General features: G+C 71.8%; 14 protein-coding genes and 1 rRNA gene. 8 read left to right on the forward strand and 7 right to left on the reverse strand.

Going from position 1 to position 12383, the window contains the following annotated elements:
• From rrf to ACFW3L_RS11535, 3 genes are all read left to right on the forward strand, one after another.
• Positions 1-87, forward strand: a 5S ribosomal RNA gene (rrf, locus tag ACFW3L_RS11525); the annotation flags it as partial.
• A 337-nt stretch (positions 88-424) separates the two neighbouring features.
• On the forward strand, positions 425-1975 hold the full coding sequence (locus ACFW3L_RS11530) for a tetratricopeptide repeat protein (protein ID WP_378739075.1): 1551 nt from the start codon (positions 425-427) through the stop codon (positions 1973-1975).
• Between the two features lie 62 nt (positions 1976-2037).
• Positions 2038-2439 (forward strand): NUDIX domain-containing protein, encoded by a 402-nt coding sequence (locus ACFW3L_RS11535; RefSeq protein ID WP_378739077.1) that lies wholly within the window; start codon positions 2038-2040, stop codon positions 2437-2439.
• 69 nt (positions 2440-2508) lie between these two features.
• Here ACFW3L_RS11535 and ACFW3L_RS11540 read toward each other — a convergent pair whose 3' ends face one another.
• Complete coding sequence (locus ACFW3L_RS11540) at positions 2509-3447, reverse strand: N-acetyltransferase (protein ID WP_378739079.1); 939 nt, start codon at positions 3445-3447, stop codon at positions 2509-2511.
• 83 nt (positions 3448-3530) lie between these two features.
• Positions 3531-4535 (reverse strand): MBL fold metallo-hydrolase, encoded by a 1005-nt coding sequence (locus tag ACFW3L_RS11545; RefSeq protein ID WP_378739760.1) that lies wholly within the window; start codon positions 4533-4535, stop codon positions 3531-3533.
• Between the two features lie 185 nt (positions 4536-4720).
• On the opposite strand from ACFW3L_RS11545, the gene ACFW3L_RS11550 reads away from it, so the two are divergent.
• On the forward strand, positions 4721-5119 hold the full coding sequence (locus ACFW3L_RS11550; protein ID WP_378739081.1) for a single-stranded DNA-binding protein: 399 nt from the start codon (positions 4721-4723) through the stop codon (positions 5117-5119).
• A gap of 5 nt (positions 5120-5124) precedes the next feature.
• Here ACFW3L_RS11550 and ACFW3L_RS11555 read toward each other — a convergent pair whose 3' ends face one another.
• From ACFW3L_RS11555 to ACFW3L_RS11575, 5 genes are all read right to left on the reverse strand, one after another.
• Positions 5125-6141 (reverse strand): HAD-IIA family hydrolase, encoded by a 1017-nt coding sequence (locus ACFW3L_RS11555; RefSeq protein WP_378739084.1) that lies wholly within the window; start codon positions 6139-6141, stop codon positions 5125-5127.
• Positions 6142-6174: 33 nt separating this feature from the next.
• Complete coding sequence (locus ACFW3L_RS11560; RefSeq protein WP_378739087.1) at positions 6175-7044, reverse strand: aminoglycoside N(3)-acetyltransferase; 870 nt, start codon at positions 7042-7044, stop codon at positions 6175-6177.
• Positions 7045-7416: 372 nt separating this feature from the next.
• The gene (locus tag ACFW3L_RS11565; RefSeq protein WP_378739090.1) at positions 7417-7623 is read right to left on the reverse strand and encodes a hypothetical protein; all 207 of its coding nucleotides are present in this window, start codon (positions 7621-7623) and stop codon (positions 7417-7419) included.
• Positions 7624-7772: 149 nt separating this feature from the next.
• Entirely contained in the window at positions 7773-9044 is a 1272-nt protein-coding gene (locus ACFW3L_RS11570) for a DUF1015 family protein (protein ID WP_378739093.1), read from the reverse strand.
• Positions 9045-9060: 16 nt separating this feature from the next.
• Positions 9061-9408 (reverse strand): SCP2 sterol-binding domain-containing protein, encoded by a 348-nt coding sequence (locus tag ACFW3L_RS11575; RefSeq protein WP_378739097.1) that lies wholly within the window; start codon positions 9406-9408, stop codon positions 9061-9063.
• Positions 9409-9596: 188 nt separating this feature from the next.
• Here ACFW3L_RS11575 and ACFW3L_RS11580 point away from each other — a divergent pair, with 188 nt between their 5' ends.
• From ACFW3L_RS11580 to ACFW3L_RS11595, 4 genes are all read left to right on the forward strand, one after another.
• Entirely contained in the window at positions 9597-10271 is a 675-nt protein-coding gene (locus tag ACFW3L_RS11580; RefSeq protein ID WP_378739100.1) for a membrane fusogenic activity family protein, read from the forward strand.
• 60 nt (positions 10272-10331) lie between these two features.
• The gene (locus tag ACFW3L_RS11585; protein ID WP_378739103.1) at positions 10332-10511 is read left to right on the forward strand and encodes a hypothetical protein; all 180 of its coding nucleotides are present in this window, start codon (positions 10332-10334) and stop codon (positions 10509-10511) included.
• 30 nt (positions 10512-10541) lie between these two features.
• Positions 10542-11342, forward strand: a complete 801-nt coding sequence (locus ACFW3L_RS11590; RefSeq protein ID WP_378739106.1) for a TlyA family RNA methyltransferase — start codon at positions 10542-10544, stop codon at positions 11340-11342.
• 108 nt (positions 11343-11450) lie between these two features.
• Positions 11451-12377, forward strand: coding sequence for an NAD kinase (locus ACFW3L_RS11595; protein ID WP_378739108.1), 927 nt, complete (start codon positions 11451-11453; stop codon positions 12375-12377).
• The last annotated feature ends 6 nt before the right edge of the window (positions 12378-12383 follow it).

Below are 12383 nucleotides of genomic sequence, written 5' to 3' on the forward strand. Positions count from 1 at the left end.
CGGTCTCATTCCGAACCCGGTCGTTAAGTCTCCTTGCGCTGATGGTACTGCCCTGTGATGGGGTGGGAGAGTAGGTCGCCGCCACGGTTTTTCTTGAAGAGGGAAGGGGAAGGGTCCACTTGGTGGGTTCTTCCTCTTCCCTCTTTTTTGTTGCCTGGGTTTGTGCGTTTGTGAATGTTGGTGTGGGCAGCCCTGTGTGGGCGCAGGCGTGGGTTCTCCCGGTATTGAGGTTAGGCGCTTGGGGTGGGGGCTGTCAGGGGCGGCCACGGAGCCTGTGGACAACCACACACGCGGGTCACATCGTCGTGTGCTGCGGCTTGGTGATGTGCGCCTACGCCATGTCGTAAGCTGGAGGATACGAGTACTACTACGCGCTGCTACTGCTCAAGGTGGCAGCGCTTTTGAGTGTTGACGGACGGGTTGGATGACTGAGGACAGCCGATCGGGAGACCGCGAGGACTCCGGAGCAAACGACCACAGCGGTAGCCGCTCCGGTGAGCCTGGCGGTCGCGGGCGCGGTGACGATTCCCGTCCCCGGTCTGGCTACAGGGGCTCCCGGGACGACAACAGGGGCGGTTCCGGCGGCGGTGAGCGCCGCAACTTCCGTGGTGGCGACGACCGTCGTGGCGGGTTCCGCCGCGATGACCGTGGCGGCCAGCGAGGTGGCCCCGGTGGTGAGCGCCGCGACGACCGCGGTGGATACCGTGGGCGCGACGACCGTCGTGACGACCGTGGCGCCAGGCGCGACGACGACCGCCGTGGTGGCGGCCGTGACTTCCGGGGCAACGATGACCGCCGTGGCGGTTACCGTGGTGGCCCTGGCGGCGAGCGTCGTGACGATCGCGGCGGATACCGTGGCGGCGAGGGCCAGCGCGGTGGCTACCGTGGCGACCGGGACCGTCAGGTCGGCGGGCGTGACGACCGCCGTGACGACCGTGGCGGTTACCGTGGGCGCGACGACCGCCAGGGCGGCGGGCGTGACTTCCGTGGCCGTGACGGGCGGGACGACCGTGGCGGCAACCGCGGCGGTCGGGGCCGTGACTTCCAACGGGACGACCGCCGTCCGCAGCGGGACAACCGCCGTGACGACCGACGCGATGATCGCCGTGACGACCGCGACCCGGCCGACATCGCTCCGCCGCTGCCGGACGAGGCCACCTACGACCAGCTGGACAAGGACACCAAGCGCGACCTGCACTCGCTGCCCAAGACCCTGGCCGAGCTGGTCGGCAAGCACATCGTGGCGGCCGGTCTCCTGGTGGACGAGGACCCGGAGCGTGCCTACAAGCACGCCGCGTACGCGCGTCGCAAGGCTTCCCGCCTGCCCACGGTCCGCGAGGCCTCGGGTATCGCCGCGTACACCGTGGGCAAGTGGCAGGAGGCCCTGTCCGACCTGCGTGCGGCCCGCCGCATGAGCGGTCGGGACACCTTCCTCGCGATCATGGCCGACTGTGAGCGCGGTCTGGGACGCCCCGAGCGCGCCCTGGAGATCACCAACGACCCGGCGGCCAAGGACCTGGACGCCGACGAGCGCATCGAGCTGCGGATCGTCGCCGCCGGTGCCCGCCGTGACATGGGTGACGTGAAGGCGGCCCTGGCCGAGCTCCAGGTTCCGGAGCTCAAGGAGCGCCGGGCCCGTCCCTACGTGGCGCGCCTCTTCTACGCGTACGCCGACGTCCTGGAGGAGCTGGGCCGCAAGGAGGACGCCCGCGAGTACTTCGCGCGCGCATCCTCCGTGGACCGTGAGGGCGTCACCGACGCGGACGAGCGTCTGGCCGCGATCGAGGGCGTGGAGCTGGTCGACAGCGACGTCGAGGACGGCGTCGTCTGGACCGACGTCGAGGAGGAGGCGGACGAGGCCGCGGCGGAGGCCGAGGCCACCGCTTCCCGTGAGCGCCGTGACGACAAGGGTCGCGACCACCGCCGCGACGATCGTCGTGACGACCGCCGAGGCGGACGTGAGGACCGGGGCTGACCCCCTCGGAACACCGTGACGGAGCGCCGCCGAGTGGCCCGGAGCCACTCGGCGGCGCCGTCGTGTACCTGGGGTCGGTCCCCGAACGGTACGACTCGGTGGTGTGCCTGACCTACCTGGGGGATCGCCCCCTCATGGTGCGCCATCGGCGGCGGGCCTGGGAGTTTCCCGGCGGCCACCGCGAGGGTGGGGAGGACCTGTGCGCCACCGCCCGGCGGGAGGCGTACGAGGAGGCTGGGGCCACCCTCGCCGACCTCCGGCCCCTCGGGTACTACGTGCTGTCGGACGGCCACACCACCGTGGTCACGCACGCCCGTGTGAGCGCGCTGGAACCCCTCGGCGGTGAGTACGAGACCGTCGAGGCACGGGCCTTCGACCAGCTTCCACCGGAGCACGAACTCTCCTGGGCGGACGGTCTGTACGCGCACCTCCTGCGTGTGCTCGGACTGCCCGGGGCTCGCTAGGGCGTCCCGGGCACCGCACACCCACGGCGAGACCGGCCCACATGCCGACCTCGCACGCGCGGGCCGACCTCACGAACCCACACGCCTGACGTGGACCCCTTCGACGCCGACCGCCTCGTACCCGAGCCGGTCGTTGATGGCGAGCATCGGCTGGTTGTCCACGTGGTTCTCCGTGAAGGCGTGTGTGATGCCCCGTTCCCGAGCCCGGTGCAGAGCGGAGACCTTGGCGCACCTCGCCAGCCCGCGCCCCCGGTACCCGCGCCGGGTACCCGTCATCGAGGACCCGACACGGGTGTCCCGATCGGACATGTAGGCGGAGAAGGAGACCGGGGCTCCCTCGTGGAGCATCACCATGCTGATCTCCAGATCGATCAGCGGGTTCTCCCAGACCGAGCGCAGCCAGGACTCGTAGGGAACGAAGTCGCCCTCCAGCTCACCGGGTTCGTCCTCGTCGCAGGCCCTGTCGAGCTCGTAGATCGGTCGCGGGTCGTCGGCGAAGTCGGTCATCGGTCGCAGCTCGAAACCCTCCGGCGTCTCCGGCAGGTCCGGCAGTCCACCGAGGTCCAGGCCGAGGACGTGGTGCTCCTCCCGCAGTTCGTACCCGCGCTCCCGGGCCGCCTGACGGAAGAGTTCGCCACCGGCCTGGACCCCCTCCTGCGCACTGTTCACGCGCAGGGTGGTCGCGCCCTTCTCCACGAGGACGGTCTCCGAGGCGGTGAGGAGCCGTTCGACGAGGTCGGCGTTCCGGTGGTCCTCGGCCAGGGCTCCGATGTAGCTGCGGCCCGTGCGGGTCCCGTCCTCGTTGGTCTGCAGGCGACTCAGCAGGTGTCCGACCACGGTCTCGCCCTCCACCGCGACCAGGCGGGTGTCGTCCATCCCCGGGAGCGGGTGGGACATCCGCCACCGCATGTGCTGTTCCGTGAGGACCAGGCAGGGGAGGGAGGCGCGGATGAGTGCGTGGGCCTGAGGGGCGTCCGCGGGGCGGAGGTCACGAATCAGGGGGCTCATGCCCGGAGGCTACGCCGATCGGAACCGGGCGCGCACGTGAATTTCGGGGTGCTCCCAGGCCTCCCGGCCCCACGGACGAGGGCTCAGGCCCGCTTCTCCTCCGACTTCCGCTTCGCCTCGGCCTGCTCCTGGGCGAGCCGGTCCAGCCAGTGCACGATCCCGCTCACGTTGGCCTCCGGGCCGCTGAGCGTGTCCAGGATGGCGGCTGACCCGCTCGAAGTCCCCTCCGGGAGCGGCTTGTAGCGGCTGATCACCTTGTCGCGCACCATCGCGATGGCGTGGTCGAGATCCCCGCCGGTGTCCCGGGAGTCGCGCACGGTCTCCACCCACAGTCGGAGTTCGCTCTCGGCGCGGGCGATGGTCTCGGTGACGGCGTCATGCGCGCCGAAGTGGGAGAACATGAGCCGCTGCGCACCGATGTCACCGAACAGGCGCAGGGTGCGCAGGCAGGCGTCCATGTCGAAGTCCGGCGGCGGGGTGGCCGGGCGCAGGTCTCCGGTCAGGGGGTTGTACACGCCGAGGGCGTCTCCGACGTACAGGTCACCGGTGCCGGTGTCCACCAGCCCCATGTGGTGCTTGGCGTGGCCGGGCGCGTAGTGGGAGACGAGCTTGCGGCCCGCGCCGAGGTCGATCTCCCCCGTCTCGCCCACCGCCCGGATCCGGACGGCGTCGGTCGGGTGCATCCGCCCGAACAGGGAGTCGAGCCGTTCGCCCCACACCATCTTCGCGCTGGCCATCAGACGGCTGGGGTCGGCCAGGTGGCGGGCGCCGCGCTCGTGCACGACGATCTCGGCGTTGGGGAACAGGGCGGCCATGTCCCCGGTGCCGCCCGCGTGGTCCAGGTGGATGTGGGTGACGACGATGGTGGCGAGGTCCTCGGGGGCCAGGCCGAGCCGGATGACGGCGTCACGCAGGACCGGTGCCGAACCGGCGGTGCCGACCTCGACGATGCAGGGTCGTTCGCTACGGATGAGGTAGGCGGAGACGACCCCCGGATAACCGGCGAGCATCGTGTCGATCGCGTAGATCCCGTCACCGAGCGGAGTGATCCCCTCGGGCAGTCCGCTGACGTCCACGTCGTCGTGCACGGCGGGCACCCCTCTTCCTCAAGCGTCCTGTGGTCCGCCACGGACCGAACCCGACTCTAGGACAAGGATGTCACGGCAGCTGAGGGCGGGGTCGCCCGCTTGTCCACAGCCCCGGAGACTCCCTTCCCTCCCCACCCCGCCCGGGTGATCCTGGAAGCAGCACACCAGGACGGAAAGGTGCCCTCGTGCCGACACCCACCTCGTCGAACACCGCCCACCACGCCACCCCCGCAACCGACCTCACGGAACGCCCCGACGGACACCGGAACGACGTCTTCGTCGTCGGCCGGGTCACCGCCGCGCCCTCGGAACGCGAGCTCCCCAGCGGCGACCGGCTGGTGACCTGGCGGATCTGCGTGGCCCGCCCCGACATGCCCGGTCGGAGGCGCGCCCGAGCCGACTCGATGACCCTCGTCTCCTTCGACCCGCGCCTGTGCGCGGCGGTGGAGGGGTGGCGGGTCGGTGACGTGGTCCGGGTGACCGGTGAACTACGGCGCCGGACCTGGCGCGGCTGGAACGGAATCCACAGCGTGCTGGAGGTGGAGGCGGACTCCGCCTCGCGCGTCCGGGAGGCGGATCGGTGATCCGGTCACCAGCCCAGGGTGGCCAGGGCCTCGGCCGCCGAAGACCCGGCGGGGTCGATCGACTCGTCGGCCCAGACCGCCGCGCACAGGGCGCGCAGGCCGTCCAACCGGTCGCCCTCCCCGGTCAGGTGGACCGTTCCCCGGACCGAGGTGACGGTCCATCCCCCGCACTCGGTGCGTGCGGTTTCCCCGTCGACACGGCGCACCGGGCCCGGGTGGGGCTCGTTCATCCCGGAGACGTCCCACGCCAGGTAGCGGGGGCGCTGGTGGGCGGGAGCGGCCAGGACGTCGTGGGGCGTGGCCACCCCGGACAGCACCAGCAGACCGGCGGCGCCGTGCACGGTGGCCCCCTCGATGTCTGTGTCCAGCCGGTCTCCCACGATCAGGGGGTTGCTCGCGCCGGTGCGCATCATGCCCTCCTCGTGGAGGGGGCGCATCGGCTTGCCCGCCACCACGGGCTCCACCCCGGTGGCGTGCGCGATCACCCGCACGAAGGAACCGTTGGCGGGGGTGACGCCCCACTCGGTGGGCGCGGTGGCGTCGGAGTTGCTGGCCACGTAGAACGCGCCTCGCGAGACCGCGAGGGTGCCCTGGTCGAGGAGGTCCCGGGTCATCGATCGTGAGTAGCCCTGCACGACCGCCACCACCGAGTCCGAGGTGACCGTGACCGGCCGGAGCCCCATCCGGCGCACGGCCTGACGCAGCCCGGTGTCGCCGACCACCAGCACGTCGGACCCCTCCGGGAACCGGGAGGCGACCAGGCGCGCCGCCGCCTCAGCGGAGGTCACCACGTCCTCGGGGGCGGCGGGGACCCCCAGCTGGGTCAGGTGTTCCGCGATCCGAGCGGGCGTGCGTCCGGCGTTGTTGGTCACGAAGGCGACCCGGGCTCCGGCGGCACGGGCCTTGCCGACGGCCTCGGGCGCGGCGGGCACGGCCGCGGGGCCGATGTAGACCACGCCGTCCAGATCGAGGAGCATCGCGTCGTGGAGCTCGTTGAGCGGGCGGTCAGCGGCCTGCAACATGGTGTGTGGTCCGATTCCTTGTGGCGGGAGAGGTCATCTCCAGGCTAGGCCGCCGGGGCCTTCCCGCCGCCGGGACGCGGATGTGGGCTCCGTCGCAGCCGGGCGGTGCTCGGTGAGCCACCCGACGGCGAAGTCGACCGCGTCCCCCAGGGAGAACAGCCGGGCGGTCGCTGAACCCACACGTCCGAGGGTGACGGCGCCGGTGGCCTCGAACTCGGCGCCCAGCCGTGGGAAGTCGCTCTCGTCCAGGGCCACACCGGTGTAGGTGACCCACTCGCGTCGACCAGCCGAGTTCCTGATCGCGCAGGAGGAGGGTTCCGTCCTCGGCCGGGGGACCCGGTACTCGGCCAGGTGGAAGCAGGTGCAGGAGTCGTAGCCGGTGCCCAGCAGCAGCACACGCGCCCCCGCACGCTCCATCCTGGCCAGGGGAGAGCTCTCACCGAGCGCGGAGGTGATCGGATGGGGAAGCATCAGGTGTGCCGCTCGCGGACCGAGCGCGGCGAAGGAGGTCTGGGGATGGTCGCTGCGCACCGCGCCGGGCCAGGTGCGGACGCGTTCGGGGATCCGTCCCATGTAGGAGCTGGGGGTGATGGCGGGGTCGAAGGCGGGGGCCTCGGCGCGGATCGTCTCCCACCAGGCCTGGGGCACGGGAGGACTCACCCAGCTGGCGGGATCGGTGTTTCCCATGGTCTGCGTGGGCACCACCAGGTTCCCCGTGGGCCCCACGGCGGTCAGGAGTGCCTGGACCACCGCCTGGTCGGCGCCGCACACCCATCCCAGGGAGCGCAGTGAACTGTGGACCAGCAGGGTGTCACCGGGACGCACTCCCAGGTGGGCCAGGTGCATCGCGAGGGAGGCCGCCGTTCGCGGCCCGTCCGACGGAGAGGGGGGTGGGGTGGACACGAGAGCGCTCCTGTGCTGGTGGACACGGGGGACTCCGGTCATTTTCCCAGCGGGTTCCCCACGAGGCCAGCGGGTTTCGGCGGTCGCTGGGCCGTGGCATGATGCGATTCCGAGGGTCTTCGTGAGGATGAGCCATCGAACTTCAAGCGGAGATAACGCCCCACGTTGACGCAGGTCGTCAACCGTGAGCCCCGCACACGCGGGGATGAACCGCCCCCGCACCGGATGCAGCCCGGTCGGAGGCGGTGAGCCCCGCGCACGCGGGATGGGTTCGGCTGGCATCCCGGTCCCTGCTGCGGGAGGGATTCGCGCGGTCCGTGTGTCGGGTGTGGGCCCCGGGGTGCGGGCACCAGGTGACCCCGGGGCGGTCGCCTATTTCTGGTCGGTCGCGGAGTCCGCCGACTTCTCGGACTGCGTCTCCCCGTCGACGGTCCCGTACCCTCCTCCGCCACCACCGCCGCCGCCTGAGGCGGGGCAGCCAGCGGCCAGGAGTACGACGGCCGACATGGTCAGGGCCATTCCGGCGATCCTGCCCACGGGCCGTGCCGGGGCCTTGGTACGTGTGCTGTCGTCGTGCATGGACACTCCCGTCCGTGGCCCCGGCGTCCCTCCAGGTGAGCAGAACACCACCGAAGGCCACTCATGGTGATTACCGCACGACTCATCGTAACGATTCGGCGTCGGGTGGCACGGAAGGGGAGCCCTGTGTCCTTCGGAGAGGTCACCGGTCAGTCGAGGACCCGCATGACCAGGCCCGTGCGGGGTTTGGGGCCGAACGACGTGGACTTGCGGGGGGTGAGCTCGCCACGGTCGGCCACGGCGTAGACCTGTTCCACGCGGAGCGGGGGCACGATCACCGCCGTGCCCTTCTCCTCGCGGGCGGCGGCCTCGGCTTCGGCGGGGTCGTCGTGGATCATCCGCACCTGTTCCTCCGGGAAGTTCCACAGCGGCAGGAGCACCTCGTGCAGCGCGGCCGTGGCCAGGTGGCGCCAGTCGGGGGAGTGGTCGGGCATGGCCTCCCGAAGCACGGCCTCGTCGAACCCGCTCACCAGGTGGGCGTCGCCCTCGGCCGACACCAGGAGCAGAGCGGGGGCCCGCCTCTCCTCCAGGAGCGCCGGGTCGGCTTCGGTGACCGGTTCCACTGTGGCCACGGTCCGGGCGGCGGCCAGGGCCTCGGCGGTGTCCAGGCCGGGCAGGACGCGGTGGATGGCGCCCAGTTGGGGTGGGTGGGTGTCGCTGTCCACGAGCAGGGCCAGTCCGTGCGCCCAACCCGGGTCGGTGCTCTCCTGGCGCAGGCGCCGGTAGGCGGCGTAGCGGTGGTGCCCGTCAGCGATCAGAGCGGAGCGTCCGGCGAGGTCGCCGGTGATCTCCCGTTGGATGCGGGGATCGGTGACCGCCCACAGCCGGTGCTCGGAACCGTCGCGGGTCCGTGTGGAGACCAGCGGCCGACGCGAGGTGGTGGCCTCGGTGGCCGTGGAGGCCGCGCCGTTTCCGCCCCGGTACAGCAGGAAGATCGGTTCGAGGTTGGCGCGGGCCACCTCCATCAGGCGGAAGCGGTCGCGTACCGGGGGGTCGGCCACGTCCTCGTGCGGGCGCACGGCGGGGTCGGGCCCGTCGTCGGGCAGCCCCAGGGCTCCCACCAGTCCCCGTTGGGTCCGGCCGTCGGCGGTGACCTGCTCGTAGACGTAGAGCGCCGGTTCCTCGTCCAGGGTCAGCACCCCGTCGGTGATCCAGCTCCGCAGGAGGTCGGCGGCGGCCCGGTAGCGCCGGGAGGCGGCGTCCTCGGGTGACTGCCGGGAGAGCTCGAACGGCAGTGTGACCCTCGCCGCGTTGTGGGGGTCGGAGCGTTGGAGTTCGCGTGCCTCGTCCGCGTCGGGGATGTCATAGGGCGGCGCCAGCAGGCGTGAGATGTCGAGGACACCGTCGATGAAGCGGTCGACATCGGGGGCCGCGTAGCGCAGCCCGCGGAAGGGGGCCAGGACGAGTGGTTGGCGGGACATCACAGCAACGTACCCGTCAGAGGACGCGCCGCAGGCGGAGCATGTCGCTCAGGGTGGCGTCCACCTTCAGCCGACGGGTGATCAGCGCCACGGCCGGGTCCAGGCGGTCCTCGGCCAGGGCGACGAGGTCGTCGCTGGTCACGGTCACCCGGACCTGCGCGCTCCCGGAGGCCTCCAGCGGCCCGGGGGTGACGTCGGTGAGCCCGTCCACGGTCAGCCGCATGTCGAAGGCGGTCTCCAGGTCGGGGACGATCACGCGCACCGTGCGTTCGCGGATGTGTTCCCGGCGTCGGTCCAGGGGTTGGGCGAGAATGCGCTCGTTCGCCCGGGCGATGCCCTCAAGGCACGCGTCGATGCTGCTCATGGGCTCATGATGCCCTATGTGCCGGACGCCCTCCGGAGGTCGCGCCCGGTGTGGGCTCCGTCGTTTGCGTGCCACACGCGCCCGGCTCCCGGTAGCGTTGGCGTCGAACCCCCCTGGAGCACGAGGCCCCTCCCTCCCCGCGCCCTCCTTCCCTTTCCTCCTGCGGTCCCTTCAAGGAGCACGTCATCATGGTCGTCGACGCGGTACGCACCTATCTGGACGCCGCCAATGGCCTCACCGAACTCTCGCGCAAGCAGGCCGTCGCGGCTGCCAAGACCCTGTTGCGCGCCAACGGGGCGACGCCCACCGTGGTCGTCCCGGAGGGCGAGGCGCCGCCGAGGGTGGGTCAGAGCATCCAGACCCTGGCGGGCGAGCTGATCGAGACCAGTCAGGCCAACCGTGCGGCCGTGGCCGAACTGGTGCGCTCCGAGGTCCGTGGCGCGCTGGAGCAGATGGACATGGTGCCGCGCGCGGAGTACGAGCGGATGGTCCGCCGGGTGGCGGAGCTGGAGCGCCGGATGGCGGCCCGGCACGCCGTGGAGCGGGTGCTGGAGCCCCGTGGTGGCGCCTCCTCGGAACTGCCCGTGGAGGAGAAGGCGCCCGTGGCGCGCGTCGAACCCGAGGCGGCGGAGGAGGCCCCGGTGCCCGTGGTGCCTGAGACGGCCCCGGAGTCCGGCGAAGGCGAGAGCGCGCCGCCGGAGGCCGCGGCCGAGGAGACGGCGGCCGTGGCGGACGGTGACGGCGCGAAGGGCGACGACTCCGGGAACCAGGCCCCCGACGGCGCGGCGAAGCCCAAGCCCAGGACGACCCGCACGCGTTCGACCGCCAAGCGCACCAACAAGGGCAAGGGCGCCAAGAAGTAGAGTCCGTTCCGGGCGCCGGAGCACCGGCGCCCGCGCGGGTGGGTGAAGGGACGGGGAGCGATGGATCCGAGCGAGCAGGCCGAGGCACTGGCGGAGCGGACCCTCGGCGCGACCAGGGAACGGTTGGCCGCACTGGACGAACTGCCCACCCATGAGCACGTGGCGGTCTTCGACACGCTCCAGCAGGAGCTGTCGGGTGTGCTGGGCGCGCTGGGACAGAACGCCCGGGGTTCCCGATAGTGGGCGGAACGGCCGGTACCCTAGGTGACCATGGCAAAACGTAGTCGGCTCGACGCGGAACTGGTCCGCCGAGGTCACGCACGCTCCCGGGGCCAGGCGGCCGAGTTGATCGAGAACGGGTTCGTCCTGGTCTCCGGCATGGTGGCGTCCAAGGCGGCGACCCAGATCGGCACCGACCAACCCGTCGTGGTGCGCACGCCTTCGGAGGAACCGGCCTACGTGTCCCGGGGCGCGCACAAGCTCATCGGGGCGCTGGACGCCTTCGAACTGGACGTGCGGGGACGCCGGGCGCTGGACGCCGGGGCGTCCACGGGTGGTTTCACCGACGTCCTGCTGCGGCGCGGGGTGTCGCACGTCACGGCGGTCGACGTCGGTTACGGTCAGCTGGCCTGGCCGCTGCGGAGCGACGACCGGGTGCGGGTGATGGAGCGGGTGAACGTCCGCGAGCTCACTCCCGAGATGGTCGGTGAGCCCCGCCCCGACCTGGTCGTCGGGGACCTGTCGTTCATCTCCCTCAAGCTGGTGCTCGGTGCCCTGCGTGCGTCGGTGGCCCCCGACGCCGACTTCTCGATGATGGTCAAGCCCCAGTTCGAGGTGGGCAAGGACCGGGTGGGCGCCGGCGGTGTGGTCCGTGAACCCGGGCTGCGGGCCGAGGCCGTCTCCGACGTGGCCGCGCACGCCCTGACGTTGGGGCTGGGCGTCGTGGACGTGACCGCGAGCCCCCTGCCGGGTCCCTCGGGCAACGTCGAGTACTTCCTCTGGATGCGGGCCGGGGCCGCCCCGCTGGACCCGGCCGCGTTGGAACGCGCGATCCAGGAGGGGCCCTCCTGAGGGCGTGGCCTCCTGTCGCAGGAGTCCGGTAACGTGACCCGGCCGGGTGCGGTCGAGCACCCGGCCAGCACCAGGCTTCCCGTGGGAAGCGAACGTAAGGGGACGGCGATGACCAGCGGACGCAGCGTTCTCCTGCTGGCCCACACCGGTCGGCCGGCGGCCGTGCGCAGTGCCCAGTTGGTCCACGCGCGTCTGAGCGCGGCGGGGCTGACCGTCCGGATGCTCAAGAGCGAGGTCGAGGAGCTGGCGGACTCGGGCTGCGTCCTGTCTCCGGTGGAGCCGGTCGAGGCGGCGGAGGCCGCTCAGGGCGTGGAGCTGGTCATGGTGCTCGGCGGGGACGGAACCCTGCTGCGCGCCGCCGAGCTCGCCCGCCCGGCGGGCGCGCCGCTGCTGGGGGTCAACCTCGGGCACGTCGGCTTCCTGGCCGAGGCCGAACGCGAGGACCTGGGCGCCACGGTGAACAGCGTCGTCAACCGCGACTACGTGGTCGAGGAACGGATGACCCTCGACGTGGCGGTCTTCAACGGCGGTCGGGGCGACGGTGCCCCGCCGGTGCGTTCCTGGGCGCTCAACGAGGCGACCCTGGAGAAGGCGGACTCGCGCCGCATGCTGGAGATGGTCCTGGAGGTGGACGGGCGGCCCCTGTCCAGCTGGGGTTGTGACGGCGTGGTGTGCGCGACTCCCACCGGTTCCACCGCCCACGCCTTCTCCGCCGGAGGCCCGGTCGTGTGGCCTGACGTGGAGGCGCTGCTGGTCGTGCCGATCAGCGCGCACGCCCTGTTCGCGCGGCCCCTGGTGGTCGGGCCCGAGGCGACGGTGGCGCTGGAGATCCTGCCGGAGACCACACCGGGCGTGCTCTGGTGTGACGGACGGCGTATGGTCGAATTGCCCGTGGGAGCACGAATCGAGATCACTCGTGCCGATACGCCGGTCCGGCTGGCCCGGTTGCACCGTGCGCCGTTCACCGACCGGTTGGTGGCCAAGTTCGGCCTCCCGGTCACGGGGTGGCGGGGACGGGCCGCACACGGACGCTGATCCAGC

Source organism: Nocardiopsis sp. NPDC058789, assembly GCF_042745575.1.
In the GTDB taxonomy this organism is placed as follows: domain Bacteria; phylum Actinomycetota; class Actinomycetes; order Streptosporangiales; family Streptosporangiaceae; genus Nocardiopsis; species Nocardiopsis eucommiae.

Bases quoted from the DNA above. Each gene is read 5' to 3' on its own strand.
- ACFW3L_RS11530 (WP_378739075.1), top strand. From the start codon at position 425: ATGACTGAGGACAGCCGATCGGGAGACCGCGAGGACTCCGGAGCAAAC.
- ACFW3L_RS11540 (WP_378739079.1), bottom strand. From the start codon at position 3,447: ATGAGCCCCCTGATTCGTGACCTCCGCCCCGCGGACGCCCCTCAGGCC.
- ACFW3L_RS11555 (WP_378739084.1), bottom strand. From the start codon at position 6,141: ATGTTGCAGGCCGCTGACCGCCCGCTCAACGAGCTCCACGACGCGATG.
- ACFW3L_RS11565 (WP_378739090.1), bottom strand. From the start codon at position 7,623: ATGCACGACGACAGCACACGTACCAAGGCCCCGGCACGGCCCGTGGGC.
- ACFW3L_RS11570 (WP_378739093.1), bottom strand. From the start codon at position 9,044: ATGTCCCGCCAACCACTCGTCCTGGCCCCCTTCCGCGGGCTGCGCTAC.
- ACFW3L_RS11575 (WP_378739097.1), bottom strand. From the start codon at position 9,408: ATGAGCAGCATCGACGCGTGCCTTGAGGGCATCGCCCGGGCGAACGAG.
- ACFW3L_RS11580 (WP_378739100.1), top strand. From the start codon at position 9,597: ATGGTCGTCGACGCGGTACGCACCTATCTGGACGCCGCCAATGGCCTC.
- ACFW3L_RS11585 (WP_378739103.1), top strand. From the start codon at position 10,332: ATGGATCCGAGCGAGCAGGCCGAGGCACTGGCGGAGCGGACCCTCGGC.
- ACFW3L_RS11590 (WP_378739106.1), top strand. From the start codon at position 10,542: ATGGCAAAACGTAGTCGGCTCGACGCGGAACTGGTCCGCCGAGGTCAC.
- ACFW3L_RS11595 (WP_378739108.1), top strand. From the start codon at position 11,451: ATGACCAGCGGACGCAGCGTTCTCCTGCTGGCCCACACCGGTCGGCCG.